This window comes from Micromonospora sp. NPDC049089, from assembly GCF_040648775.1.
In the GTDB taxonomy this organism is placed as follows: Bacteria; Actinomycetota; Actinomycetes; order Mycobacteriales; family Micromonosporaceae; genus Micromonospora.
Map to the genome: position 1 here is coordinate 1 of NZ_JBEZEH010000003.1, position 25,839 is coordinate 25,839.

Consider the following 25,839-nt stretch of genomic DNA (forward strand, 5'->3'; position numbering starts at 1 on the left):
CCGCCCCCGGCCCACGAGCGGGGGGGGGGGGCCAGGGCGCACCCCACACACCTCTGTCGGCCCGCGCCCGGCGTCCACGCCTCAGTCTGCTCGTGACTGGCGCGCCGGCGCGCACGCCAGGGCCCGGCGCCTCCTGTTGAGGCACCGGGCCCGCGGCATGTCTCAGGAACAGCCGCCCTTGTCCGCCTTGAGCATTCCCAGCGTGGTCCGTCCGTCCGGAGCCGGCGAGCCGGCCTCCGCGGACCGCGACGCCGAGGAGGCCTCGAACTCCGCCTCGCTCAGGCCCTCGGCACTCCCCCGCGCGTTGTCGTGGACCTCCTCGGCGGTCATCCCCATGAAGTGCACGACGATCTCGTGGTTGGTCGACGTCACCGCCGACTCCGAGCCGGTGCGGTAGTACAGGTCGACGGTGAAGTCCACCGGCGACAGGTCCGGCTCCTCGCCGCGCCGGATGGCCGCGACGATGGCCGGCACGTCGTAGCGGAGCCGCACCCCGCTGCGTAGGTAGTACTCCTCATCGCGGACCAGCACCACCGGCAGGTCCTCACCGACCGGATGGTCGGCGGGGCGGTAGACCGGCTGGGTGAGCAGGTCGTAGCGGAACACCTCGTCCAGCACCGGCGCCGCCTCGGCGGGCACCAGCGGCCGGATCGCCTCGTCCCACCAGCGGTGCAGCATCCGCTCCGCGTCCGGGTCGGTGTAGAGGTAGGTGATCGCCGCCCCGAACGCGCCGGTTCCGCCGACGGCGGTCGCGGCGTACCCTCGCAGTGGCGCGGCTGCCGGGTCGTCAGTGGTGCTGATCCAGGTGTCCAGGTGGCGCAGCACCTGGGACTGGGTGATGCCGGCGAGGTGCCGCAGCGCCGGCCAGATCCAGCGCAGGACCGCGTTCTCGGCCACGACCCGCGCCATGAAGAGGAACCGCTGCATCTGCTGGTTCTCGGCGAAGGTCATGGTGTTGTGCGCGAGAACGTACTCGAAGTCGTCGTTGTCACCGCGGACGGCCTTGATGCCGTACTGCTCCTTCTTCTCCATGTAGTCGGTGTTGGGCAACAGCAGGATCGGGTAGACCGCGATCCGCGACACCCGCCGTGACAGACGGTCGTAGCCTTCCATGAAGGACTGCACCGTCTCGCCCGGCGCGCCCCAGATCAGCTCGGCGTAACAGTCGAGCCCCTCCTCGTCCAGCCAGGCGGCGAGGTCCTCCCATTCGTTGACCTTCATGTTGCGCCGGTTCATGGTGTCCAGTGCGGTGTCGCTGAGCGTCTGGAGCGCGAGCGTGAAGGAGCTCCGCATGCCGGCCTCCTTCATCATCTTGACGATGCGGAAGAACGTCTTCGACTTGTTCTTCGCCCAGGACGTCTCCAGCGCGCGCGGGAAGCCGAGCCGGTCCCGGGTCTCGATGAGCGTCTCGACGAACTCCACGTCACCGGGCAGGAGCCCGAAGTTGGCGTCGCAGGCGACCACGGTGTGCACCTTGAGCCGGCCGAACATCTCCAGCTCGGCGCGCATCCGCTCCGGCGAGAACGCCCGGACCTTCTGCCCGACGGCGCCGCCCCAGTAGCAGAACGCGCACTTGTACGGGCAGCCCCGGTTGGTCTCCATCAGCGCCACGTCGTACCGGAAGTTGCCGTCGGCGTCGGTCATCTCCAGCGCCCCGGTCAGGAAGGGCGACGGTATGATCTCGAGGTCCTCGATCCGGTCCCGGGCGACGTTGTGGCAGGTGGCGCCGTCGGATTCGCGGAACGACACACCCGCCACCGCGTGCAGCGCGTGCTTGTCCACCCCGTCGAGGTAGCAGTTGAGCAGATCGCGGAACGTCAGCTCGCCCTCCCCGTTGACCACGACGTCGACCTCGGGGAACATCCGGAACACCCGGTCGGCCTGCTCGGCCACGTGGGTGCCACCGAAGACGACCCAGCCGTCCGGGTTGAGCTGTTTGAACGTCGCGGCCAGTGATCCGAAGGACCGGTAGTTCCAGCCCAGCACGCTGAACGCGAGAACGTCCGGCGGCTCGTCGCTGAACAGGGCGTTGGCCATGGTGGCGTTGGTGGTGCCGCCGCGGAAGTTGTGGATGCTGATGTCGCAGGCGTCGCGGATCCGGTCGTCGGCCAGGGCCGTCGACTTCAGGTAGCCCGACGCCAGCGGCATCGACTCCAGCGGCATCTCCCAGACACCCTGTTGCACCAGGAACACCTTGGTCGTGGCGTTCGCATTGCCGTCCGGGCTCGTCATGTCGGTCCTCCGTTTGCTGATCGGATCGGGTCGGCCGGGACTCAGGTCGTCCCGGCTGTCCGGCAAGGACCGCCACCTCTTCCGTCACACCGTCGTCAGGGCAGTACGCAACCGGCCCCACACCCGTCATGTCGATGGGCGTGGGGCCGCTTCGCGACCGGCTGTGTCAGCGGTCTGCGGGCAAGACCTGGACGAACCGCCCGGTCAGGCGGGCTCGATGGACATCGCGTGTTGGAAGGTGTTCAGCGGGTCGTACTTCTTCTTGATCCGCTGAAGTTTCGGGTAGCTGCCCTTGTAGTAGAGGTCGTGCCAGGGCACCCCGGACGTGTTCCACGCCGGGTCCTTGGTGTCCTTGCTGGGGTAGTTGATGTAGCAGCCGTCGTACTGGTCGTTCGGGACCGGCACCCCGCCGGTGGCGGCGTGCACGTCCCGGTAGAGCCGGCGGGTCCACTCCACGGCCTCCGCGTCGGCGTTCGGATCGGCCCAGGTGGAGTCGATCCAAAAGCGCAGAATGGAGTCACGCTGGGGCACCGCGGTGGCGTCCGACGCAACCGCGTTGACCTGCCCGCCGTAGGCACCGAGATAGACCAGGCAGGAGTTCTTGGCGTCGGGGTCCGTCAGTGCCCCGTAGACGATGTCGATCTGGTCGTCGGTGAGCGGCTTGCGCAGGTTGCTGCCCGCCGACTTCGTCCGGGCGCCGAGCGAACGGGGGTACTCGAACAACGCGTTGGCGAGCCAGAGCTCCTCGTTCATCTCGACGTAGCCCTGCACTGACACGCCCTCGGAGACAGCGGCGATGTAGTCCTCAACCATCCGGCGGGCATTGGGCGCCGTGGCGTCCATCCGGCACTCGAGGTAGAGCGCGTAGTCCCTCTTCATGTTGAGATGCAGGGCGCTGTGCATGACGACGTACGGCGAGTCTGGCCCGCTGTTGGCCGCGTGCCAGGCACCGTGGTTCTGCACCAGCCGCTTGAAGTCCGCCTGGCTCAGCGACTCCCATGGCCAGGTCACCCAGGTCATCAGGAGCCGGGCCGGCGGCCGCGGCAGCGCCTTGGTCGGGTTGTTTCCGGTGGCCCGCGGGTCGCGGAACCAGTACCGGGTGACGACGCCGAAGTTGCCGCCGCCACCACCGGTGTGCGCCCACCACAGGTCGCGGTTCGGGTCGTCGGGGCGGCGCGTGGCGACGACGATGCGGGCCTTGCCCTTGGCGTCGACGGTCACCACCTCAACCGCGTACAGGTGGTCGGAGATGAGACCGTACCGCCGGGACAGCGGCCCGTATCCCCCGCCGGCGGTGTGTCCGCCGATGCCCACCGGTGGGCACACCCCACCGGGGATGGTCACGCCCCAACCCAGGTAGAGCGCTTTGTACGCCTGCGCGAGCGTGCTGCCCGCGCCGACCGAGAAGGCGTTCATCTTGGCGTCCCAGGAAACCTGGTGCATCGGGGACACGTCGATGAGCATGTCGAAGCGCGGGTCGGCGACCAACGCCTCGAGGCAGTGCCCGCCGCTGCGGACGGTGAACTTGCGGCCCTCCTTGACCGCCCGCTGCACCGCCTCCTGGACCTGGCCGGCCGAGTAGGCCAGCACGATCGAATCCGGGGAGAAGACGAAACGCGCGTTGAACCCGCGCGTCAGCAGTTCGGGGTAACGCGGGTCGTCCGGACGCACCACCACATTCGGCAAGGCCGCCCCACCGCTGTGACCGACGGCCTGCGCAGCGCCGGGCTGCAGGACCAAGCCGGTGACAGCAGCGCCGGAGACAGCAGCGGCCGAGCCGAGGAACTGCCGGCGCGATGCAACCATGTGAGCACCTACCCATCGGTTTAAGTCGACTGATCCGGCTCAGTCTGCTTGCTCTGGCCACGCGCGATCTTCTTCCAGATTGCGGTGCCGCCCGGCGCCCGGACCGAACATCGACAGGCGACGCTGCCTGCGATGGCACCACTGTGCCGCAGCGGCGACATCCCGGGCATCTCGCAAGGTGCGCTCAGCGGACGGACGACCCGGCTGCGCAACGTGTGAGATGCCGTGCCGGGCGGTGCTCCGCGATGGTGATCAGGTGATTCCCATGCTGTACGTGCGGTTGCGGGTCGCTCTCGTTCTGGGGCGACGCCGATGAACCACGTGCCGGTCCCCGTTCGCCTGGGCGTGCTCGGCTGCGCGGACATCGCGTGGCGCAAGCTGCTGCCTGCGGCTGCGGCGGAACCGGGCCTGCGTACCGTCGCGATCGCCGGACGTGACCCGGCACGCACCGACCGTTTCGCGGCCCGGTTCGGCTGCGCCGCGGTGAACCGGTACGAGGAGCTACTCGAGCGTTCCGACGTGGAAGCGGTCTACCTGCCGCTGCCGATCGGCTTGAGGCACCGGTGGGCGGGCGCGGCGTTGGCCGCCGGCAAGCATGTGCTGGCCGAGAAGCCGATGGTGGGCACCGAGAAGCAGACAGCGGACCTGGTTGCCCAGGCGGCCGAGCGCGGCCTCACCCTGATGGAGAACTCCGCGTTCCTCCTGCACGGCCAGCACGCCGCGGTGCGCCGCGCGTACGAGGCCGGCGAGATCGGGGAGCTACGCGCCTTCAGCAGCGTGTTCGGGATTCCGCCGCTGCACAACGGGGACATCCGGTACCGCCCGGACCTGGGCGGCGGGGCGCTGCTCGACGTCGGCTTCTACCCTTTGCGCGCGGCACGTCACTTCGTCGGCCCGAACCTGCGGGTGGTGGGCGCGGACCTGCGCACCGGACCGTCCGGCGTGGACGTGGCGGGCACCGTGCTGCTGAGCGGGCCGAACCAGGTCGCGGTGCAGGTCGGGTTCGGCTTCGAGCACTTCTACCGCAGCGGGTACGAGCTGTGGGGCAGCACCGGTGAGCTGCGCCTGGAGCGCGCGTTCACGCCGCCGCCGGAACACCGCCCGGTGCTCGGGTTGCGGCAGCAGGACCGCCGCGAGTCGCGGACGCTGGCCGCCGAGGACCAGTTCGCCGCGCTGGTCCGCACCTTCGTGGCGGCGGTGCGCGGCGAGCATGACCTGTCCGGGCACCACGCCGAGATGCTGGGGCACGCGCGGCTGGTCGACACCATCCGCCGGGCGGCCGGCCTGGGCGAGCCGTGACCGGGCGCGCCCTGGTGGTCGGCACGGGTCTGCTGGGCCGGCACGTCCGTGACCGGCTGACCTCGGCGGGCTGGGACGTGGTCGTGGCCGGGCGCCGGTCCGAGGTCGCGACCCGGTCGCTGACCGAGGCGATCCGCGCGGCGCGGCCCGGCGTGGTGGTCAACGCCGCCGGTGAGATCTGGCGGCCGGAGCCCGACCGGCTCACCGCCGCCAACGTCGAACTCGCCGGACTCGTGGTGCGGGCCGTGGCCGAGGCCGGTGCCGACGCCCGGCTGGTGCATCTCGGCTCATCGCTGGAGTACGCGCCGCAGCCACCGCCGACAGCCCTGACCGAGGACTCCCCGGCCGCACCGCGCAGCGCGTACGGACGGTCGAAGCTGGCCGGCACCGAACTGGTACGCCGCCTCGCTGCCCGGCACGGCGTCGAGGCGGTGGTGCTGCGGCTGTTCAACGTCATCGGCGCCGGCATGTCACCGGTCAGCGTGCTGGGCCGGACGGTGAACCGCCTGGTGGCGGCACACCGGACCGGTACGACAGCACACCTGGAGCTGACGGACCTGGCGCAGTACCGCGACTACGTGGACGCACGCGACGCCGCCGACGCCGTCCTGGCCGCCGGCACGGCACGGCAGATCGCTCCCGGGCTGTTCAACATCGGGTCGGGTGTCACCCGGACCGCAGAGGAACTGGTCCGGGCGCTCGCCGAGGTCAGCGGTGTCCCCTACCGACTGGAGCTGCGGCCGGCGCCGACGACCGGCGCGCGCTCCGCCGACGGCGACTGGCAGCGGGCCGACACCCGCCGGGCGTACACGGTGCTCGGCTGGTCGACGCGCCGGGAGCTGCCCGAGACGCTGCTCGGGATCTGGCAGGCCGCCCGGTCCCACCCGTTCCCCGGCCACCCCGCGCAGGAGGCGAGCACACCATGACCCCGGACCTCAAGGCAATGATCCTGGACCTGGTCCGGGCCTATCACACCGAACGCACACCGGACGACCAGGAGTTCGTTCCGGGCGTCACGCCGGTGCTGTCGTCCGGCGCGGTACTCGAAGCCGAAGACCGGTTGGCGCTGGTCGAGGCGGCGTTGGACATGCGGATCGCTGCGGGGCTCCACGCGCTGCGCTTCGAGCGCTCCTTCGCGCGGTACTTCGGCCTCCGCAAGGCCCACCTGGTCAACTCGGGATCGTCGGCGAACCTGCTCGCCCTGTCCGCGCTACGCGCGTCCGAGCTGGGAGACCGGCGTCTGCGGCCCGGCGACGAGGTCATCACGGTGGCGGCGGGCTTTCCCACCACCGTGAACCCGATCGTGCAGAACGGCCTGATACCGGTGTTCGTCGACGTGGAACTCGGCACGTACAACACCTCAGCGGAACGGGTGGCCGCAGCGATCGGGCCACGCACCCGCGCCATCATGATCGCCCACGCGCTCGGCAACCCGTTCGAGGCCGCCGAGATCGCCGAACTGGCGGAGCGGCACGGCCTGTGGTTCATCGAGGACAACTGCGACGCGGTCGGCTCGCTGTACGGCGGGCGGCTCACCGGCACGTTCGGCCACCTCAGCACTGTCAGTTTCTATCCGGCCCACCACATCACCACGGGCGAGGGTGGCTGCGTGCTCACCGACAGCGTGGAACTGGCCCACCTCGTGGAGTCCTTCCGGGACTGGGGGCGCGACTGCTGGTGCGAGCCCGGGGAGGACAACCGCTGCAAGAAGCGGTTCGACTGGCAGCTCGGCACACTCCCGGCCGGTTACGACCACAAGTACACGTTCTCGCAGGTCGGCTACAACCTGAAGGCGACCGACCTGCAGGCGGCGCTCGGACTGAGCCAGCTGGAGCGGATCCAGGCGTTCGGCGAGGCCCGGCGCAAGAACTGGCAGCGGCTGCGCGAGGAGCTCGACGGAGTGCCGGGACTGCTGCTGCCGCGTCCCACACCGGGCTCGGACCCGAGCTGGTTCGGGTTCGCGCTCACCGTCACGCCTGACGCACCGTTTGGCCGCGGTGAGCTACAGCAGCACCTGGAGGAGCGGCAGATCCGTACCCGGCTGCTGTTCAGCGGCAACCTGACCCGGCACCCGGCCTACCGGGATGTCGAGTTCCGGGTCGCCGGTGACCTGTCCAACAGCGACGCGGTGGTGCACGGCACCTTCTGGATCGGCGTCTATCCCGGCATCACCGACGACATGATCCTCCACGTCGGGCGGACCATCCGGGAATTCGTCGCCGGACGCCACTGAACGAGCGTCCACACTTCCTGCAAGGAAAGGAATTTCCACGGTGAAGGCTCTGGTCCTGTCGGGCGGTTCCGGCACGCGATTCCGCCCGCTCAGTCATTCCATGCCGAAACAACTGCTCCCCGTGGCCAATCGACCGGTACTGGAACTGGTGCTGGAAACCGTCAGCGGCCTCGGCGTCACCGAGATCGGGGTGGTGGTCGGTCGGTGGGGGCCCGACATCAGGGCGGCGCTGGGCGACGGCCGGCGTTTCGGCGTACCGATCACCTACCTGCACCAGGACCAGCCGCGCGGGCTCGCGGACTGCGTCCGGCTGGCACGTTCCTTCCTCGGCGACGACGACTTCGTCATGTACCTGGGCGACAACGTGCTGCCCGACGGTGTCGCCGACATCGCCGCCGACTTCCGCGCGCACCGCCCGGCCGCCCAGATCGTGGTGCACAAGGTCAGCGACCCGCAGGAGTTCGGCGTCGCCGAGCTCGACCCGCACGGCACCGTGCTGCGGGTGGTGGAGAAGCCGGCCCGGCCGCGCAGCGATCTGGCGATGATCGGCGTCTACTTCTTCACGGCGGCGGTGCACGAGGCGGTGGCCGCGATCGACGCGAGCACCCGCGGGGAGCTGGAGATCACCGACGCGGTCCAGTGGCTCCTCGCGTCCGGCGCGGACGTCCGTGCCAGCGTCTACGACGGCTACTGGAAGGACACCGGGCAGGTCGACGACCTGCTCGACTGCAATCGCCGGATGCTGGCCGACCTGACGCCCGGCATGTCCGGCGACGTCGACCCGGCCAGCATCCTGACCGGGCAGGTCGTCGTCGAGCCCGGCGCCCGGGTGGTGCGCTCCCGCATCGACGGCCCGGCCGTCATCGGGGCGGGAACCCTCGTCGAGGACAGCACGGTGGGGCCGTTCACCGCCGTCGGCCCGGACTGCGTCCTGCGTCGGTGCACAGTGGCCGACTCGGTGGTGCTCGCTGGTGCCACCATCTCGGCGGTGCCGCCACTGGCCCGGTCGCTGATCGGGCGCGCCGCGACGGTCAGCGCGGGCGACGGCCTCGCGCACCGGCTGGTGATCGGTGACGACACCCGGATCGAGCTGGCCGCATGAGCGCGCCGGGGGCGGCGCTCCGGCTGCGCCCGCGTGAGGACGACGGGCTGGCGCAACGCCTGGCTCGCTCGGCGGCCGAGACCGAGGCCGGCGCGGCCATCCGTACGACGGACGTGCCGGGCTGGCTGGCGGAGCGGGCGCGCGCCCAGCGGTTCCGGGTGACGCCGATCCCGTTCCAGGAGTTGGACGGTTGGGGGTTCGCTCCGGGCACCGGCAACCTGGTGCACCACAGCGGCCGTTTCTTCACTGTGGAGGGCCTGCACGTACGCACCGGCGGGTCGCCGCACCTGGAGTGGTGGCAACCGATCATCAACCAGCCCGAGGTGGGCATCCTGGGCATCGTCGCCACCGAGTTCGACGGCGTTCTGCACTTCCTGCTGCAGGCCAAGGCCGAGCCCGGCAACCCGACACCGGTGCAGCTCTCGCCGACGGTTCAGGCCACCCGCAGCAACTACACCGGGGCCCACCGCGGGGCGCCGGTGCGCCACCTGGAGCTCTTCACCGATCCGCATCGCGGCCGTCCGCTCACCGACGTGCTGCAGTCTGAGCACGGTTCCTGGTTCCACCACAAGACGAACCGGAACATGATCGTCGAGACTGGCGCCCCGGTCGACGCCGGCGCGGACTTCTGCTGGCTCACCCTCGGCCAGATCGGCCGTCTGATGCAGGTCGACAACCTGATCAACATGGACACCCGTACGGTTCTGGCCTGCGCGCCGGTGACCTTCGGCGATGCGGTGGCCCGGCACGACGACACCGAGGTGCGTTCCTGGTTCACCGCGGAACGCACACGCCACGACCTCCACGGCCGGCTGGTGCCGCTGCGCGGGCTGCCCGGCTGGACCATCGGCGAACGGACCATCGAACACGTCCCGCCCCGCTACTTCCGGGTGATGGCGGTCTCGGTCGAAGCCGACAACCGCGAGGTGCGCGGCTGGACCCAGCCACTCTTCGAACCGCTGGAACGAGGGTTGATCGCGTTCCTGACCCGCCGGTTCGGCGGCGTGCCGCATCTGCTCACGCACGCCCGGGTGGAGGCCGGCTTCCACAACACGGTGGAGCTCGGGCCGACCGTACAGTGCACGCCCGGGCACCACGGCTCGGGCACCGGGCCGGCATTCCTGGACCTGATCAGGTCGGCGACGCCCGGCCAGATCCGGTACGACGTGGTGCACGCCGAGGAGGGCGGGCGGTTCTACCACGCGGAGAACCGCTGCGTCGTCCTGGAGTCCGACGCGGCGCCCGCCGATCCGCCGCCGGGATACCGCTGGCTGACACCGGGCCAGCTGACCGCGCTGCTCCGGCACGGGCACTATGTCAACGTCCAGGCCAGGACGTTGCTGTCCGCCATCACCACCGGCGCGGTCGTTCTCTGACGCACACCACGGCCGGCCGGGATCACCCGGCCGGCCGCGGCGGTTGTCGATCAGCGCACCAGACGCACGAACTCCCGGACGTCGTCGACCAGGGGGCCGGGCTGCTCCAGTGCGGCGAAGTGACCGCCCCGGTCGAACTCCGTCCACCGGGCGATGGTGGGGATGTGCGCCTCGGCGAATCGGCGTACCGGCAGGAAGATGTCCTTCGGGAACACGGCCACACCGACCGGCACGGTGATCGGAGGAGGCGCCGCCCCGGCGGCCGCCGCCTTCACCGCGGCCGCGCCCTCGTAGTAGAACTGCGCCGAGGGCCCGGCGGTGGCGGTGAACCAGTACAGCGACACCAGCGTCAGGATGTGGTCGCGCGACACCGCGTCCTCGGGCACCTTCTCGCTGTCGGTCCACTCCCGGAACTTCTCCACGATCCAGGCGAGCTGCCCGACCGGTGAGTCGGTGAGCGCGTACGCCAGCGTCTGGGGACGGGTCTGCTGGATCTTCATGTAACCGGACAGGTGCTCGTCGAACTCGCGCAGCCGGCCCAGCCGCGCCATGTCCCGCTCGCTCAGGCCGTCCAGGTCGGCCGGGTCGCCGGACGGGAAGGTCATCAGCATGTTCACGTGCACCCCCGCGCAGTGCGTCGGGTCGATGACGCCGAGCGCCTGGGAGATCACCGATCCGGCGTCACCGCCCTGCGCCACGTACCTGTCGTAGCCGAGCCGGCGCATCAGCTCCGACCACGCGGAGGCGATCCGCACCACGTCCCAACCGGTGTCCGGCAGGGTGGAGAAGCCGTACCCGGGCAGCGACGGGATCACCACGTGGCACGCGTCGGCCGGGTCGCCACCGTGGGCGCGCGGGTCGGTGAGCGGGCCGACGATCTCGGTGAACTCCGCGAACGAGCCGGGCCAGCCGTGGGTGAGGATCAGCGGCACCGCGTCCGGTTCCGGGCTGCGCACGTGCACGAAGTGGATGCTCGCGCCGTCGATCTCGGTCCGGAACTGGGGCAACTGGTTGAGCCGAGCCTCCGCGGCCCGCCAGTCGAAGGTGGTGGCCCAGTAGTCGGTGAGCTCCTGCAGGTAGGTCAGCGGCACGCCGCGTTCCCAGCCGACGCTGGCGAGCTCGCCGGGCCAGCGGGTGGCCGCCAGTCGTCGACGCAGGTCGTCGACGTCGGATTGTGGGATGTCGATCCGGAACTCTTCCATCGCGCAATTCCCTTCCATTGGCTGAAGCACGCGCTTATCGGATCTGTGCGGGAAAAGACTTCAAACCGTTCACGAAGTTCGACTCCAACCGGATCTCCGGTCCGGTACGCACCAGCGACGGCAGGTGCGGGAGGAACGCCCGGAGCAGGGCGGTCAACTCGTGCCGGGCCAGGTGGGCGCCCAGGCAGAAGTGGGGCCCGATGCCGAACGCCAGGTGCGGATTGGGACTGCGGCCGAGGTCGAGCCGGTCCGGCTCGGTGAAGACGGCAGGGTCGCGGTTCGCCGAGGTGTAGTAGAGGACCACCTTGTCGTCGGCCGCGATGGCCTGCCCGGCCAGCTCGGTGTCGCGGGTGGCGGTACGTCGGAACTGCATGATCGGTGTGACATGGCGGATCAGCTCGTCGACCGCCGCGGCGATGGGCACCGTGCCGGCCACCAGTCGGTCGCGCTGCTCGTGGTCGTCGACCAGGGCCGACAGCGAGCCAGCGATGAGGTGTCGGGTGGTCTCGTTACCGGCCACCACCAGCAGCAGCCAGAACATGCAGAATTCGCGGTCGGACAGCCGCCGGCCGTCCACCTCGGCGACGGCGAGCCGGCTGATCAGGTCGGGCTGCGGGCGCGCGCGGCGCTCGGCCGCCAGTTCCAGCGCGTACGTGAACGCCTCGGCGAACGTCCGCCGGTACGCGTCCACGTCCCCGCCGCCGAACTCGGGATCGTCGAAGCCGACCAGATGGTTGCTCCACCCGTACAGCAGGTGGCGATCGGCGCGCGGGACACCGAGCAGGTCGCAGAGCACCAGCAACGGCAACTCGGCCGCCAGGTCGGTGACCACGTCCAGCTCGCCGGCGCGCACGACGCGCCGGACAAGCTCGGTGGCGTGTGTCGCGACCCCGTCGGCGAGACCGCCGACCGCCCGGGGCGTGAAGACCGACGTCACCAGGCGGCGGATCTGGACGTGCTGCGGTGCGTCCATGCTGATCAGCAGTTGCCTGGTCTGCCGCAGGTCCGCCGGTGTCCGCGGGTCGACGAGGAAGGCGCCGGCCCGCCCGGACGAGAAGTCGCCGGTGCGCCGCGACGCCTCCTGCACCGCCGCGTGCGTGGTGACCGCCCAGTACCCACGGCCCCGCTCGGTGATCCGGCCGCTCGCGCTGTGCCGGGTCAGGAGCGGCTCGTCGACCCAGGCCACCGGTTCGTCGCGCCGCCGACGGGCGAACTCGGCGTGCGGCACCCCGTGCGCGTAGGTGGCCGGATGGGCGATGTCCGGCCGGGTGACGCCCGACACGGCGGTCACGGCACCGGCTCCGCCGACGACGTCCGCTCCAGCACCGCATCCGGGTCGTCCGGCGCGGGCGGCGCGATGGCGCGGCGCAGCGCGTCCTTCCGCAACTTGCCCGAGGTGTCCCGGGGCAGGGAGGCCACCACGTGGTACGCCCGAGGCGTCTTGAAACCCGCGAGCGAGCGGCGGCAGTGCGGATCGAGCAGCGCGAACAGGTCGGCCGGCTCGGGCAGAGCAAGCTCGATCACCGCGACCACGTGCTCCCCGAACTCGTGGTCGGGCACGCCGATGACGGCCGCGTCCCGTACCGCCGGATGGGCCAGCAGCACCGCCTCGACCTCCGTGGGATAGACGTTCACGCCCCCGGTGACGATCAGGTCCTGGGCACGGCCGTCGAGGTACAGGAAGCCGGCCTCGTCCAGGTGTCCCAGTTCGCCGTAGGTGAACTTGTCCGGGGCCAGGTGCACGGCCCGGGTCTTCTCGGGCGCCTTGTGGTACTGGAACGTGCGCCCGGTGAGGCGCCGGACGAACACCCGCCCGGACACACCGGCGGGCACCGGAGCACCCTCCTCGTCGACCACCACGAGTTCGTACGGCGGCACGGCGCGGCCCACGCTGCCCGGCCGGCGCAGCCAGTCGTGCGAATTGATCAGGCTTACGACCCCGCCCTCGGTGGCGCCGTAGTACTCCAGGAACACCGGCCCCCACCACTCGATCATGGCCCGTTTGACGTCCGGCGGGCACGGCCCGCCGCCGTGCCAGACCCGCCGTAGCGAGGCGCCGGAGAAACCGCGGCGGACGTGCTCCGGCAGCCGGAGCAACCGCACCAGCTGGGTTGGCACCAGATGCGCCGCGGAAATCTGCTCCGCGTCGATGACCGCGAGCGTGGCCTCCGGGTCGAACCGCTCCTGGATGTGCAGCGTGCAGCCGCGCAGCAGGGCGAGCAGCGCGAGGAACAGCTGCGACGAGTGGTACCAGGGCCCGTCGAGCAGGAACCGCTCGTTCGCCGGGACGTCGAGGACCACGCGGGCGTACTCCAGCAGTTTGGCCACCCGGGTGAACGGCGCTCCGACCACGAACATGCCGTTGAGCACGCCCTTGGGTGCACCGGTGGTCCCGGACGTGTAGAGCATGGTGGAGCCGCAGGACTGCTCGGCGGGTTCAGCCGGATCCGCGGCGGCGAGCAGCGGCTCTACGGCCCGGAAGCCGGGCACGTCTCGGTCGCCGAGCACCAGTCGCGTCGGGACCTCCCCCGGCGCGCGGGCGGCGGCCCGGCCACTCACCTGCGCGTAGGGCTCCTCGACGATCAGCCCCCGACACTCCGAGTCGGTGATCAGGTAGGCGATCTCCGGCTCGGTCAGGTGCCAGTTCACCGGCACCACGGTGATCCCACGGTGCAGGCAGGCGAGCAGGATCTCGAACGTCTCCCGGCGATTGCCGAGCACGCAGGCCACCTGGTCGCCGGGACCCAGCCCTTCGGCGGCCAGGACGCCCATCCAGCGGTGCACCCGCGAACCGAGCTCCGGCCAGCTGGAACGGCCGCGCTTGTCGACCAGGGCCGTCCGGTGTCCGTTCGCGGCGATGAGGTCGTTGATCAACGTCGGCATGGGCGCGTCTACTCCTCGATCAGGTCGGGTTGGGCGCGGATGATGTCGTCGTACAGCGGAGAGAAGTTGAGCCGGCCCATGCCGGGGGTGCCCATCAGGGCCGCCGTGGCCCGCGCGGCGTCCGGGCGGATCGGCACCGGCCGGCCGGCCGCCTCGGCGAGCAGTTGCACCTGGCAGCTGCGATCCATGGTGATGAACCACCACGCCGCCTCCTGCACGCTCCCGCCGACGGTGAGCAGGCCGTGATTGCGCAGGATCACCGCCTTGGCGTCGCCGAGCCGGTCGGCGATGTGCTTCGCCTCCTGCGACTCCAGGACCACGCCCTCGAAGCCGTCATAGACCGAGTGGTCCTCGTAGAAGGCGCAGGCGTCCTGGGTGAGCGGGTCAAGCGGCCGGCCGAGGGTGGACCAGGCCCGCCCGTACGTGGAGTGCGTGTGCGCGGCCGCCACCACGTCCGGCCGGGCGGCGTGCACGTGCGAGTGGATCGCGTACCCGGCCGGGTTCACGCTGCCCTTGCCCGCGACCACAGTGCCGGACTCGTCGACCAGCAGCAGGTCGGCGACCCGCACGTGTCCGAAGTGCATGCCGAACGGGTTGATCCAGAAGTGGTCCGGCTCGATCGGGTCACGGGCGGTGACGTGTCCGCCGGCGCCGTGGTCGAAGCCGAAGCGGGCGAACAGCCGCAGTGTCGCGGCGAGCCGCTGCTTGCGGTAGCGCCGTTCGGCGAGCGGTTCGCGGCGCGTGGTCATCCGCATCCGCCCGGGGTGTCGAGGTCGTACGGCGGGGTCAGCCGGGCCGACTCGGTGACCACCGGCCGGTCGTCACCCGCCTGCCACATCTCCAGGAAGGCGTCGACCCGTTCCAGTCCCCAGAACCGGTGGCGTCCCAGCTTCAGGTAGGGGATGCCGAAGATGTCGTCGAGGTACGCGCGGTACAGGCAGTCCACGCCCTCCTCCCGGATGCTCGCCGACTCGGCGGCCAGCACCGCCGTCTCCGGGGCGAACCCGGCCTCCTTGGCCGCACGGCGCACCGTGTCGGGCTGGCAGATGTCCTCACCCCGTCCCCAGCGGGCCTGCGCCAGCGCGTCGTAGAAAGCCTCGGCCAGGCCCTCGCGTCGCGCGGCCAGCCAGGCCAGATGCGGCAGTTCCCACCACGGGTCCCGGTCGATCGGCCAGGCCATGGTCAGGTTCTGGCGCTGGGCCAGACGTTTGGTGTCGAGCAGCATGTACAGGTGCTTGGCCCGGCTCATCTGCACGTAGTGGAACTCGCCGCCGCGCGCCGCCAGTGCCGCCGTCGACCGCTCGTCCGGGTCCCAGTACGGCTGCAGGTCCATCCTGGTGAACAGATCCGGTACGGCCTCGCGCAACCGCCGCACCGCGAGCCAGCTGTACGGGCTGCGGAACGAGAAGTACAGCCGCGGCCGGGCGCTCACCGTCGGTCTCCCCGCAGCGCCGCGACCACCTCGTCGTCGAGCTCGGCCATGCCGCCCGCGCCGGGTCCGGCGGCGATGGCGTAGCCGTGCAGGATCCGCGCCTGCGCGACCTGCACCAGGCGGTCGCCGCGTTGGACGTGGCACCGCATCCGTCCGTCGAAGAGCACGCCGCGCAGGATGTCGGTGACGGTGAAGACGGTGTGCACGGTCTCCTCCATCCGCGCGGCCTCGACGAGCTGCAGGTGGCTGCGCGACACCACCGGGATCCAGGACCGCTCGGTCAGCAGGCGGCCGACGGAGATGCCGCGGTCGGCGAGGAAGCGGTCCACCACCTCCTCCAGAGCGCGCACGAACCCGGAGTGCTGGACCCGGTCGGAGTAGTGGCAGTAGAAGTACGGCGCCCGCCAGGACCACAGGTGTGCGCCCGGCTCCGCGCCCAGCACGTCCTCGGCGGTCTCACCAGGTGCCAGCGACCGGTGGTCCGGGTGTCGCACCGTTGTCGCCGCGGCCAGCTCGGGGACCTCCAGAGCGTCGAGCCCGCCGGGCGCGCGACGGTAGGTCTCGGCGGTGCGCTCGCGCACGAGCGCGACCCGCACCCGGCCCCGCAGCGCGGTCACCTCCTGTCCGTCCCGGGTCGACACGAGCCGGACGTTCAGCAGGTTGTCAGTGGCCGCGGTGACCTCGGCCCGCACCTCGTCGTCCAGTTCCAGCACGGCGGGCAGTTGCACGGAGCTCTCCACGATCTCCAGGCCGAGACCGTGCCGCAGGTACAGCTCACCGGCGCCAGCGCCCTGGTCGCGCAGCCAGCGCAGCACGCCCTGCTCAACCAGGTAGAGGAAGTGCTTGAAACCGATCCAGGTACGGATGTTGGCGCCCTCGTACCCCGGTTCGGTGTGCACCACTGTGGGTCTTGGTGTGATCGTCACGGTCATTGCTCATCCCGCCGTTCCCATCGTCGCCCGGGCCAGCCGGGCCAGGTCGGCGACCCGGTCGGCGATCCCTTGGGCGTGCCGTACATGGCAGAAGTGGTCGTAGTCGTCGCGCAGGTGCAGGAGGCCGCCCGGCATGCCGGCGGCGAGCACCTCCGCCGCCTTCGGGGTCAGCGTGGGATCCGCGCCGCCGGCGAGCACCGCGACCGGCCTGCCCACCGCCTCGAGTGACAGATCGGCGGTCGCCAGGTACTGCTCGAAAACGGTGAGGAACCCGGCCGGGCCGACCCGCTCGATCGCCAGGTCCGTCATCGCCGCCAGCAGCCCGGCGTCGATGCGGGCCGCCCGGCTGCCCATCCGGGCGCGCAGGCCGTCGTGGATGTGCTGCACGAACGTCTCCCGGGAACGGTCGAACAGTGCCCAGGTGACCGGCCCTCCGGGAGGTCGGTACAGGGGGCAGATCAGCGCGACGGTCCGCCCGGCGAGGGGTTCGTCGGCGCAGAGCAGCTGGAGTGCCGCGTTACCGCCGAACGAGTGCGCCACCAGCACGTCCGGGGTCCGGGGCAACGCGGCCAGGCCCGAGCGCAGCCAGTCAGCGGGCGACCGGTGCCGCCACCGGTAGTCGTTGCCGGCCCGCCACGGGAGGTCCAGGGCGACCAGGCGCCGGCGCGGGCCGAGCCACTCGGCGAGAGGTCGCCAGCTCTGCCAGGTGTCCTCCAGCCCGTGCGCGAACGCCACGAGCGGGGCGCCCGGATCACCCTCGTTGAGCACGTGCACGGGGACGGTCACGACGCACCGCCGAGAACGGCGAACGGTGTGTCGCCGGGATCGCCCACGGCCAGTGCGCCGTGTCCCTCGTCGGCCACCAGGTGCGCGGCCAGGGCGAGGGCGACGATGTCGCGTGCGCCGTAGGAGTCACCCCAGTCGTCAACCGGGCCCGACGGCAACGGCTCGGCCGCGGGCAGGGGCTGTCGCGAGTGGACGGCGAGGGGACCCGGGCGCGCGGTGAGCACGACGCAGGCGGCACCCGCGCGCAACGGCGGGGCACCGGCGTGCAGCGCCGACGCGATCTCGTCGGCCGGCTCCACGCCGACCAGGACCACCCGGTCGGCACGGCCCGCCGCCAGCAGCAGCGCGGCGGTGCGCAGGCCGGCCCGCCCGGACCGGGCGCCGGAGCAGATCATCAGATTCGGGCCGCCGAAGCCGAACCACAGCGCCACCGCGCTGGACACCACGTTGCTGGACACGCCCGGCGCGTCGAGCACACTGACCGCGCGCCCGCCCTCCTCGGTGACCGTCCGGGCCACCCGGGCCACGGTCTCGACGTTGCCCAGATTGCTGCACGCCACCACCGCGGTTGCGGGCAGCGGCGTCGGCAGCGGGTGACGGCCCGGGGTCAACCCCAGCGCCCGGTGCACGGCGCAGAGCGCGAGCCGCGTCGCGGGGTCCTTGGAGAGCAGGCCCTTGCGACCCAGCAGCGTGGCCGCCCGGTCGGCGGTGGCGGCCTCCGCGCGCGCCCACTCCCCCACTCCGGCGGCGCTCAGGTCGGCACCGGGCAGGTGGAGGCTCCAACCGGTCGCGTAGATGGCGGTGGTCACGACGCCTCCAGCAGGGAGACCGCGTTGACGCCGCCGAACCCGAAGGCGTTCACCTGCACCAGCCGGGGCCGCGACCCGACGAAGTCGCCCACGACGAACCGCAGTCCGGCACCCTCGTCCAGGACCGTGCGCAGGCCGGCCACCGGCGGCACCAGCCCGGTCTCCAGGCAGCGGATCGCCACGTCGACGTTGACGAGCGCCGCGGCACCGGAGGTGTGCCCCACCGCGCCCTTGACCGCGGTGATCAACGGCGAGCCGCCCGCGGCGTCGACCACGGCCCGCAGTGCCCGGCACTCGGCCGGATCGTTGAGCGCGGTGCCGGTGCCGTGCGCGATCACCAGATCGGTCTCCGACGGCTCCCGCCCCGCCCGGGCGTACGCGTCGCGCATGGCGCGGCAGATGCCGTCCACGTCGGGCGCGGTCTCGTGCCGGGCATCGCAGGACAGGCCGGTGCCGGCGACCCGCGCGAGCGCCGGTCGGGAGACGTCCGCCGGTTCCACGACCAGCGCCGCCGCACCGTCGCCGAGCAGCACACCGGTGCGGTCCCGGTCGAACGGGCGGACCCGCGTGGTGGGCGGATCGCTCACCCGCCCAATCATCGCCAGCATGGAGCGTGTCATGGTGTCGGCGGCGGCGACCACGACGGCGTCGGCGTCGCCCAGGGCCAGCATGTCCTCGGCCAGTGCGAGGACGTGCCCACCCGCGCTGCACGCGTTGGACACCGTGATGACGTCGGTGACGCCCGGCAGCACGCGGCGCACCGCCTCGGCGAAGTGCAGCTTCGAGCGCGGCGGACGGACCCCGCTGAGGGCGAACTCCTCGACCGCGCCGAGTTCCCGCAGCCCGGTACCCACCAGGGCGGTGACCCGGCGACGGCCGGCGTCCAGCCCGGACGCGGCCACCGCCTCGGCCACGCACGCCGACAACATCCGGGCGGCGCCGAACGGTGCCGCGCCGGCGGCGTGGTAGCCGTGCGAGACGTTCAGAAGCGCCCGGCCGGGGTGCCGCAACGGTGCCGCGCCGCAGGCGCCGCTGAGCAGCGCCGCGAACGTCCGCTGGCCGTCGCCCAGGCAGGTACGGACGGCGCTACCGGTCACCAGTGCCGGCATCGGCGCACCTCCTCACGACAGCTACGGCCACCGCGCCGTCGGCGTTGCGGGCGGTCAGCAGGGCCGGACCGGCCGGCTCCGGGTCGGCCAGCCAGACCGCGAGCGCGGCGGCGGACGAGGCCGCGTCGCACTCCCCCAGCAGCCTCTTCGCCGCTACCCGGCGAGGTCGGTGGCGGAGCAGCCCGGCGACCGCGAGGTACTCGTCCTGACCCGCCTCGTCCGCCTCGCCGGTGAGGACCGCGGTGACGTCGGAGGGTGCGACGCCGGCCCGGTCCAGGGCGCGCCGGGCGCAGGCCAGGAGTGCGCGCGCCCCGGTGCCGCCCGGACCGAACCCGGTGGCGGTGACGAGGTCGGCGACCGGCGCGGCGCCGACCCAGGCCGGTGGCTGGGGCGCGGACAGGACGAACACGGCGGCCGCCTCGCCGAGCGGCACCTCGGCCGTCGTACCGGTGAGGTGGGCGGCCCACGCCCGGTGTGCGGAGAACTCCTCGACGGCACCGGCGAGCATCACGTCGGCGTATCCGCCGGCGAGCACCATCTCGGCGTACCGGACGGCGTTGAGGAAACCGAGCGCGCCACCCGCGACGGTGGCGTTGACACCGCGCAGGCCGTGCCGGATGGCGACCTGGCCGGCCGCGCCGTTCATCACGGTGTTCGGGAACAGCATCGGATTCACCAGGTACGGCTTCTCCTGCACCAGCGTCTCGCGACTGAAGTCGCTGGTGGACCGGAAACTGCCGATCGTCGTGCCGAGCACCACACCGACGCGACCGCGGTCGGCGTCGGCGAACAGTTCGGCCGCGCCGAGGGCGTCCTCGCAACAGACCACCGCCAGCCCGGTGGCCCGGTCGTACGTGCTGGTCCCCTTTCGGCCGAGCCGGGCCCGGATGTCGAAGCCCGGCACGACGTGCCCACGCGGCGACGGAAGCGACTCGGTGAACAGGCCACCGGTGCCGGGGGCGACCGGGGCGTCGGGGCGCGGCAGCGACGCGGTGGCCGCGGACGTGGCCATGCCGGCCGAGGTGAGCGCGGACCAGCCGAACACGCTCACGCCGGTCATGCCACCGCTCCCAGCATCACGATGGCGTTGTTGCCGCCGAAGGCGAACCCGTCGTTCTGCACCACGCGCACTGTGGCGTCGCGGGCCACGTTCGGCACGGGGTCGAGACCCGGCAGCCCTTCGTCGGGGTGCTCCCAGTTCACTGTGGGCGGCAGGAAACCCCTGTCGATCGCCAGCACCCCGGCGATGGCGCCGAACCCGCTCGCCGCGCCCATCGTGTGCCCGATCATCGACTTGATCGAGCTCACCGGCGGCGGCTCGGGCCCGAAGACCTCCAGGATCGCCGCGCCCTCCACCAGGTCGTTGGCGGGTGTGCCGGTGCCGTGCGCGCAGATGTAGTCGACGTCCTCGGGTTTCACCCCGGCGTTGCGGTGCGCCAGCCGGATGCAGTCCGCGATGCTGGGTGTGTGCGGTGCCACCGGATGGTGTGCGTCGCAGTTGCGCCCGTACCCCAGCAGCTCGGCATAGATCCGCGCGCCGCGGGCGCGGGCGTGCTCGAACGTCTCCAGCATCAGCACGGCCCCGCCCTCGCCGGTGAGAATGCCGGAGCGGTCCCGGTCGAACGGCGCGCACGCGTGCTCGGTGAGCGCGCCCAGCCTGAAGAAGCCGGCGTGCGCCCACCGGCACACCGCGTCGGCACCGCCGGCGAACACCACGTCGGCCTCACCGGCGACGAGCAGGTCGTAGCCGTACCCGATCGCGTAGTTGCTGGCGGAGCAGGCCGTGGCCAGGGTGAGCGACTCACCGGCGAGGCCGAGTTCCTCGCTCACGGCGTGCGCGAGCCGGTTCGCCGGTAGCTGCGCCAGCAGGCTCGGGTCCTGGCCGGCGAACCCCTCGGCGAGGATCTGGGCGGTCAGCGCCTCCAGCACCTGCGACTCGCCGCTGGTGGTGCCGATCACCGCGTGCGCGCGTCCGGCGTCGATCCGGTCCGGGTCGAGACCGCCGTCGGCGGCCGCGAGCCGCGCCGCGGTGGCCGCGAACAGGCTGGACCGGCCCCACCGGGACGGGTCCAGCCTGGACAGGTGCTCACCGGGCCGGAACCCGTGCACCTCACCTGCCTTCACGAACGGAAACCCGGAGGTGTCGAAGCTGGTGATCCGGGATATGCCGGATCGCCCGGAGCGCAGCGAGTCGGCGAACGCCGACACGCCGACCCCGATGCTCGATACCGGACCGAGCCCGGTCACCGCGACGCGGACCACGGCTCAGTCCCGGCCGGTGGCGTGCCGGGTCAGGGCGGCGTGCACGGCCTTCAGGTTGCGCAGTTCGGGAAGCTCCGCCTGCGGAATCTCCACCTTGAACTGCTTGTCGATACGGGCCAGGATCTCGATGGCACGCAGCGAGTCCGCCTCGTACTCGTCCATGAAGTCGCCGGTGTCGGTGAGCTCCTCCGGCTCGACCTCCAGCACCTCCGCGACGATCTCGCGAAGCTCCTCCAGCTGCTGTTCCTTGATCGTCATCGCTGTCCTTCCGTGCTGACCGAAACCATTGGATGAGGGTGGGCGACGCCGGACGGCGGGACCGCCGGCCGGGCGACGGGGCGGCGGGTGGCGATGAGGGTGCCCACGGTGGCCACCCGGCGATCGCCGATCCAGGTCTCGCCGTGGGCGAACGCGGTGTCGGCGACCACGGAGTCGAGGTGGACCTCGTGCCGGAGGACGTCACCGGGGTATGCCGAGCCGGCGAAGTGCCAGTCCCGGGCGCCGGCGAACATCAGCACGCCGTCGTCGTCCGGCGGTCGGCTGCCCCCCAGCCAGAGCAGGGCGGCGCTCTGGCCGAACGACTCGATCAACAGCGACCGCGGGTACGCGAACCGCCACGGCTCGGCGCTCTCCGGCAGGTCGGCGTAGCAGGGCTCGGTCGCGCTGACCAGCTTGACCGTCCGGATGAAGCGTCCCGGCTCCAGCGCGAGCACCCGGTCCACCAGGAGCATCGGATGACGTTGCGGGAGCACCGCCCGGATCTCGTTGTGCTCACCCATCGCCGACTCCGGCGGCGGCGAAGAGGGCGCGCAGCTTGGCCGTGGTGGTGCCGTCGGCGCGGTACGCCACCGCGCGCACGTCCCAACCACCGGGCGACTCCTCGGCCCGCACCGTGAGCGTGAGCGTGTCACCGTCGAGCAGCGGCGCGAGAAACCGCACCGAGCGCAGCTCGACCAGCTCGGGCGGGCGGTCCCCGGCGGCTCCGGCCATCGCCCGGCACAGCGCCTCCACGACGAAGACCCCGGGAAACACCGCCAGGTCGGGAAAGTGGCCCCGCAGGTACGGATCGTCGCCGCGCACGGGAACACGCACGGCGAAGGCCGCCCCGGAGGAGTCCAGGCGCACCAGGTCGGCGTCACACAACGGGGATGCCACCGCCCGGGTCACAGCGTGATCCCCCCGTCCACCTGGAACACCTGGCCGGTGACGTAGGAGGCGCGCTCGCTGAGCAGGAAGGCGACCATTTCGGCGACCTCGTCGGCCCGGCCGAACCGGCGTACGGGAATCTGGCCCAGCGCCTGCTCGCGGAGCCGGTCCGGGAGCGCGTCGGTCATTTCGGTCTCGATGAAGCCGGGCGCCACCACGTTGACCCGTACGCCGTGCCGGGCCACCTCCTTGGCCAGCGACTTGCTGAACCCGATGATGCCGGCCTTGCTCGCGGCGTAGGCCGTCTGGCCGACGTTGCCGTAGACCCCGGCCACTGACGACATGTTGACGATGGCACCGCTGCGCTGCTTCATGAAGCGGAACGCCATGGCCCGGCAGACGTTGCGGGTTCCGGTGAGGTTGGTGGCCAGCACGGCGTCCCAGTCGTCAGCGGGGGCCAGCACCAGGGGCGCGTCGCGGGTGATGCCGGCGTTGTTGACGACGAGGTCGAACGTGCCGAGATGGTCTTCGGCGGCGCGCACGAAGTCCTCGACGGCGGCGGGGTCCGCCACGTCGCAGCGCGCGAAGTAGCACGGCACGCCGAGCACCCGGACGTCCTCCTCGGTACGCCGGGCGGCGTCGTCGCCGCTGTGGTGACAGCCGGCGACGGCGTACCCCTCGCGGGCCAGTCGCAAGGCCACCGCCCGGCCGATGCCGCGCGACGCCCCGGTGATCAGAGCCCGGTGCTGTTCGGCCATTTCGCCTCCGTCGTCATTTGCGCGCGAACCATTAACAGCCGCATTGATGAATTGGCCTTAAATGGTGGAGATCGCTACTCGCCTACTTTATCGGCCGACCGGCCGGGGTCCCTTCTCTCACGTTGCGACATCGCTTTTCAGCTCGTTGCGGATCTCCTCCGAGTCGGCGCCGGGCGCCGGTGCGGACCGGCGGATCCGGGTCGGGGTACGCGAGAATTTCACCGCCGGGCCGACGAGCGGCGCTGTGGTTCCGTCGCTCAGCACGGTGTCCTGGAGCATCCCGCGGGCCCGTACGTGCGGGTCGGCGACCGACTCGCTCAGCGTCCGGACCGGGGCGGCCACCAGCCCGGCGCCGGTCAGCACGTCGACCGCCTCGGTGACCGGGCGTCCCGCGCACCAGCCGGCCACGACGAGGTTGACCGCGTCGCGGTTGGCGATCCGCTGGTCGCCGGTCCGGAACCCGTCGGCGTCGGCCAGTTCGGGGCGGCCGATCGTGCGGGCCAGTACCCGCCAGTGCTTGTTCAGCGCCACGACGAGGTAGAGATGCCCGTCGGCGCACGCGTAGACGTTCGACGGCACCGCGAACGGGGTCTCGTTGCCGTGCCTGCCGGGTGGGGCCCCGGCGGCGGCGAGGGTCGGCAGGCCGCTGCTGCCGAACAGGAGAGCGTCCAGCATGGACACGTCGACGTGCTGACCCTCGCCGGACCGGTCCCGATGGGCGAGCGCGGCTAGAGCCCCGATCGCGGCGTGCAGCCCGGCCAGCTCGTCGGCGATGAAGGTGGGCGCACGCACCGGATCGCCGTCAACCGGCCCGTTGAGCGCCATCCAGCCGCCGGCCGCCTGCACCACCGGGTCGTACGCGGGCCGGTCCCGGCCGGGACCGTACTGGCCCCACCCGGAGACGGACACGAACACCACGTCCGGGCGGACGGCACGGCAGTCGGCGTATCCGGCGCCCCACCTGGCGAGCGTGCCCGGTCGGTAGTTCTCGACCACCACGTCGGCCACCTGGACCAGCCGCAGGAACTCGGCGCGACCCTCGGCCGTACGCAGGTCGAGGCCGAGGCTGCGCTTGTTGCGGTGCACCGTCTGGCGGAACCAGGACAGCGAGGTGCCCGGGATCACCGGGGGCACCTCGCCGTCGCGGCCGTGCGCCAGTTCCACCCGGATCACGTCCGCGCCCAGGTCGGCCAGGACGCAGGTGGCCAGCGGCCCGGACCACACCTTCGTCACGTCGAGCACGCGGACGCCGTGCAGCGGCCCGGACAGGTCGGTCCGCGCTTCGGCGTAGAAGTCCTCGGCCCGCATGTCAGAGCCGCTGTAGCAGTGAGGCGGTGCCGAGGGAGCCCCCGCAGCACATGGTGATCAGCGCCGATTCCCGGCCGGAGCGCTCCAGTTCGTGCAGTGCGGTCACCAGCAGCCGGGTGCCGGTGGAACCGAGCGGGTGGCCGAGGGCTATCGCGCCGCCGTTCGGGTTGACGCGTTCCGGGTCCGCACCGTACGCCGCCTGCCAGGTGAGCACGACGCCGGCGAACGCCTCGTTGACCTCGTACAGGTCGATGTCGTTGATCTTGCGCCCGGCCCGGGCGAGCAGCCGACCGGTGGCGGCGACCGGACCATCCAGCAGGTAGTACGGGTCAGCGCCGGTGACCACCTGGTGGCTGATCCGCGCCCGCGGGCGCAGGCCGGCGGCGCGGGCCCGCCCCTGGGACATCCACAACACGGCGGAGGCGCCGTCGGAGATCTGCGACGTGGTCCCGGCGGTGTGCACCCCTCCCTCGATGGTCGGCGCCAGCGCGGCCAGCCCTGCGGCGGTCGTCGGGCGCAGCCCCTCGTCGCGCTCGACAAGACGGACCGCACCGGTGGGGCTGCCGTCGCCGTTGAGCACCGGCGCGCGCACCGGCGTCACCTCCGCGGTGAACCGGCCATCGGCCCAGGCCGCGGCGGCCCGCCGCTGGGACGCCAACCCGTACGCGTCGGCGTCGGCGCGGGTGATGCCCTCGCGCCGGGCGATCCGCTCCGCGCCACCGAACTGCGCCTGGGGCGGGTCGTCCCACGGATAGTCGGCTGTCTTGTAGTGCCCGGGGCCCTGGTAGAGGTTCGTGCCGACCGGCACCCGGCTCATCGACTCGACGCCGCAGGCGATGCCGACGTCGATCTCCCCGGCCGCGATGAGCGCGGCCACCAGGTGATTGGCCTGGTGGGCCGACCCGCAGGAGACGTCCACAGTGGTGCAGCCGACAGCCGGGTCGTGCCCGGTGCTGAGCCAGGCGTTGCGGGTGACGTTGAGGCTCTGCTCGCCGGACTGCGTGACGCACCCGCCGATGATCTGTTCCACGTCGGACGGGTCGGTGCCGGTCTCGTCCAACACCGCCAGCAGCACGTGCCGCAGCAGTTCCACCGCCTTGAGACCGGCCAGCGCGCCACCCCGCCGCCCGATCGGCGTACGGGTGGCCGCGACCATGACCGGCA

The 25,839-nt window shown here is 71.8% G+C and carries 23 protein-coding genes and 1 pseudogene; 5 read left to right on the forward strand and 19 right to left on the reverse strand.

Going from position 1 to position 25,839, the window contains the following annotated elements:
• Window positions 1-330: 330 nt before the first annotated feature.
• Together AB0B48_RS01110 and AB0B48_RS01115 are read right to left on the reverse strand one after the other, a co-directional pair.
• Window positions 331-2,232 (reverse strand): annotated as a pseudogene (locus AB0B48_RS01110) (KedN5 family methylcobalamin-dependent radical SAM C-methyltransferase); the annotation flags it as partial.
• A 204-nt stretch (window positions 2,233-2,436) separates the two neighbouring features.
• Complete coding sequence (locus AB0B48_RS01115) at window positions 2,437-4,038, reverse strand: FAD-binding oxidoreductase (RefSeq protein WP_357194084.1); 1,602 nt, start codon at window positions 4,036-4,038, stop codon at window positions 2,437-2,439.
• Window positions 4,039-4,350: 312 nt separating this feature from the next.
• Between AB0B48_RS01115 and AB0B48_RS01120 the strand changes: the two genes are divergently transcribed.
• The 5 genes from AB0B48_RS01120 to AB0B48_RS01140 are packed head-to-tail and all read left to right on the forward strand — an operon-like array spanning window position 4,351 to window position 10,048.
• Window positions 4,351-5,337 carry a Gfo/Idh/MocA family oxidoreductase gene (locus tag AB0B48_RS01120; protein ID WP_357194087.1) on the forward strand — a complete coding sequence of 329 codons (987 nt, stop codon included), beginning with the start codon at window positions 4,351-4,353 and terminating at the stop codon, window positions 5,335-5,337.
• On the forward strand, window positions 5,334-6,263 hold the full coding sequence (locus AB0B48_RS01125; RefSeq protein ID WP_357194090.1) for an NAD(P)-dependent oxidoreductase: 930 nt from the start codon (window positions 5,334-5,336) through the stop codon (window positions 6,261-6,263). The genes AB0B48_RS01120 and AB0B48_RS01125 overlap by 4 nt, the downstream gene beginning before the upstream one ends.
• Window positions 6,260-7,570: a lipopolysaccharide biosynthesis protein RfbH gene (gene rfbH, locus AB0B48_RS01130; protein WP_357194093.1), complete on the forward strand. Its 1,311-nt coding sequence runs from the start codon at window positions 6,260-6,262 to the stop codon at window positions 7,568-7,570. Before AB0B48_RS01125 ends, rfbH begins: the two co-directional genes overlap by 4 nt.
• A gap of 40 nt (window positions 7,571-7,610) precedes the next feature.
• Window positions 7,611-8,672, forward strand: a complete 1,062-nt coding sequence (locus AB0B48_RS01135; RefSeq protein ID WP_357194097.1) for a glucose-1-phosphate thymidylyltransferase — start codon at window positions 7,611-7,613, stop codon at window positions 8,670-8,672.
• Window positions 8,669-10,048, forward strand: coding sequence for an NDP-hexose 2,3-dehydratase family protein (locus AB0B48_RS01140; RefSeq protein ID WP_357194100.1), 1,380 nt, complete (start codon window positions 8,669-8,671; stop codon window positions 10,046-10,048). The genes AB0B48_RS01135 and AB0B48_RS01140 overlap by 4 nt, the downstream gene beginning before the upstream one ends.
• Window positions 10,049-10,098: 50 nt before the next feature.
• Here the strand turns inward: AB0B48_RS01140 and AB0B48_RS01145 are convergent, their stop codons facing one another.
• From AB0B48_RS01145 to AB0B48_RS01225, 17 genes are all read right to left on the reverse strand, one after another.
• Complete coding sequence (locus AB0B48_RS01145) at window positions 10,099-11,250, reverse strand: epoxide hydrolase family protein (RefSeq protein ID WP_357194103.1); 1,152 nt, start codon at window positions 11,248-11,250, stop codon at window positions 10,099-10,101.
• A gap of 34 nt (window positions 11,251-11,284) precedes the next feature.
• On the reverse strand, window positions 11,285-12,541 hold the full coding sequence (locus AB0B48_RS01150; protein ID WP_357194106.1) for a cytochrome P450: 1,257 nt from the start codon (window positions 12,539-12,541) through the stop codon (window positions 11,285-11,287).
• A complete protein-coding gene (locus AB0B48_RS01155) occupies window positions 12,538-14,133 on the reverse strand; it encodes an AMP-binding protein (protein WP_357194109.1) in 1,596 nt (531 codons plus the stop codon). Before AB0B48_RS01155 ends, AB0B48_RS01150 begins: the two co-directional genes overlap by 4 nt.
• Before the next feature lie 8 nt (window positions 14,134-14,141).
• On the reverse strand, window positions 14,142-14,882 hold the full coding sequence (locus tag AB0B48_RS01160) for a class II aldolase/adducin family protein (protein ID WP_357194112.1): 741 nt from the start codon (window positions 14,880-14,882) through the stop codon (window positions 14,142-14,144).
• Window positions 14,879-15,565, reverse strand: a complete 687-nt coding sequence (locus AB0B48_RS01165; protein ID WP_357194115.1) for a DsbA family protein — start codon at window positions 15,563-15,565, stop codon at window positions 14,879-14,881. Before AB0B48_RS01165 ends, AB0B48_RS01160 begins: the two co-directional genes overlap by 4 nt.
• On the reverse strand, window positions 15,562-16,497 hold the full coding sequence (locus AB0B48_RS01170) for a thioesterase (protein ID WP_357194118.1): 936 nt from the start codon (window positions 16,495-16,497) through the stop codon (window positions 15,562-15,564). Before AB0B48_RS01170 ends, AB0B48_RS01165 begins: the two co-directional genes overlap by 4 nt.
• Before the next feature lie 3 nt (window positions 16,498-16,500).
• On the reverse strand, window positions 16,501-17,283 hold the full coding sequence (locus AB0B48_RS01175) for an alpha/beta fold hydrolase (protein WP_357194121.1): 783 nt from the start codon (window positions 17,281-17,283) through the stop codon (window positions 16,501-16,503).
• A complete protein-coding gene (locus AB0B48_RS01180; RefSeq protein ID WP_357194124.1) occupies window positions 17,280-18,092 on the reverse strand; it encodes a beta-ketoacyl synthase N-terminal-like domain-containing protein in 813 nt (270 codons plus the stop codon). The genes AB0B48_RS01175 and AB0B48_RS01180 overlap by 4 nt, the downstream gene beginning before the upstream one ends.
• Window positions 18,089-19,201, reverse strand: coding sequence for a beta-ketoacyl synthase N-terminal-like domain-containing protein (locus tag AB0B48_RS01185; RefSeq protein WP_355008684.1), 1,113 nt, complete (start codon window positions 19,199-19,201; stop codon window positions 18,089-18,091). Before AB0B48_RS01185 ends, AB0B48_RS01180 begins: the two co-directional genes overlap by 4 nt.
• Window positions 19,179-20,261, reverse strand: coding sequence for a beta-ketoacyl synthase N-terminal-like domain-containing protein (locus AB0B48_RS01190; RefSeq protein ID WP_357194127.1), 1,083 nt, complete (start codon window positions 20,259-20,261; stop codon window positions 19,179-19,181). Before AB0B48_RS01190 ends, AB0B48_RS01185 begins: the two co-directional genes overlap by 23 nt.
• Entirely contained in the window at window positions 20,258-21,463 is a 1,206-nt protein-coding gene (locus AB0B48_RS01195; protein WP_357194130.1) for a beta-ketoacyl-[acyl-carrier-protein] synthase family protein, read from the reverse strand. Before AB0B48_RS01195 ends, AB0B48_RS01190 begins: the two co-directional genes overlap by 4 nt.
• A 3-nt stretch (window positions 21,464-21,466) precedes the next feature.
• Window positions 21,467-21,721: an acyl carrier protein gene (locus AB0B48_RS01200; protein ID WP_355008681.1), complete on the reverse strand. Its 255-nt coding sequence runs from the start codon at window positions 21,719-21,721 to the stop codon at window positions 21,467-21,469.
• On the reverse strand, window positions 21,718-22,242 hold the full coding sequence (locus tag AB0B48_RS01205) for a beta-hydroxyacyl-ACP dehydratase (protein WP_357194134.1): 525 nt from the start codon (window positions 22,240-22,242) through the stop codon (window positions 21,718-21,720). Before AB0B48_RS01205 ends, AB0B48_RS01200 begins: the two co-directional genes overlap by 4 nt.
• Entirely contained in the window at window positions 22,235-22,630 is a 396-nt protein-coding gene (locus AB0B48_RS01210) for a hypothetical protein (RefSeq protein ID WP_357194137.1), read from the reverse strand. Before AB0B48_RS01210 ends, AB0B48_RS01205 begins: the two co-directional genes overlap by 8 nt.
• Window positions 22,627-23,367 (reverse strand): 3-oxoacyl-[acyl-carrier-protein] reductase, encoded by a 741-nt coding sequence (gene fabG, locus AB0B48_RS01215; RefSeq protein ID WP_357194140.1) that lies wholly within the window; start codon window positions 23,365-23,367, stop codon window positions 22,627-22,629. Before fabG ends, AB0B48_RS01210 begins: the two co-directional genes overlap by 4 nt.
• 117 nt (window positions 23,368-23,484) lie before the next feature.
• Complete coding sequence (locus AB0B48_RS01220) at window positions 23,485-24,675, reverse strand: CoA transferase (RefSeq protein ID WP_357194143.1); 1,191 nt, start codon at window positions 24,673-24,675, stop codon at window positions 23,485-23,487.
• Between the two features lies 1 nt (window position 24,676).
• Window positions 24,677-25,831, reverse strand: coding sequence for a steroid 3-ketoacyl-CoA thiolase (locus AB0B48_RS01225; protein ID WP_357194308.1), 1,155 nt, complete (start codon window positions 25,829-25,831; stop codon window positions 24,677-24,679).
• Between the last annotated feature and the right edge of the window lie 8 nt (window positions 25,832-25,839).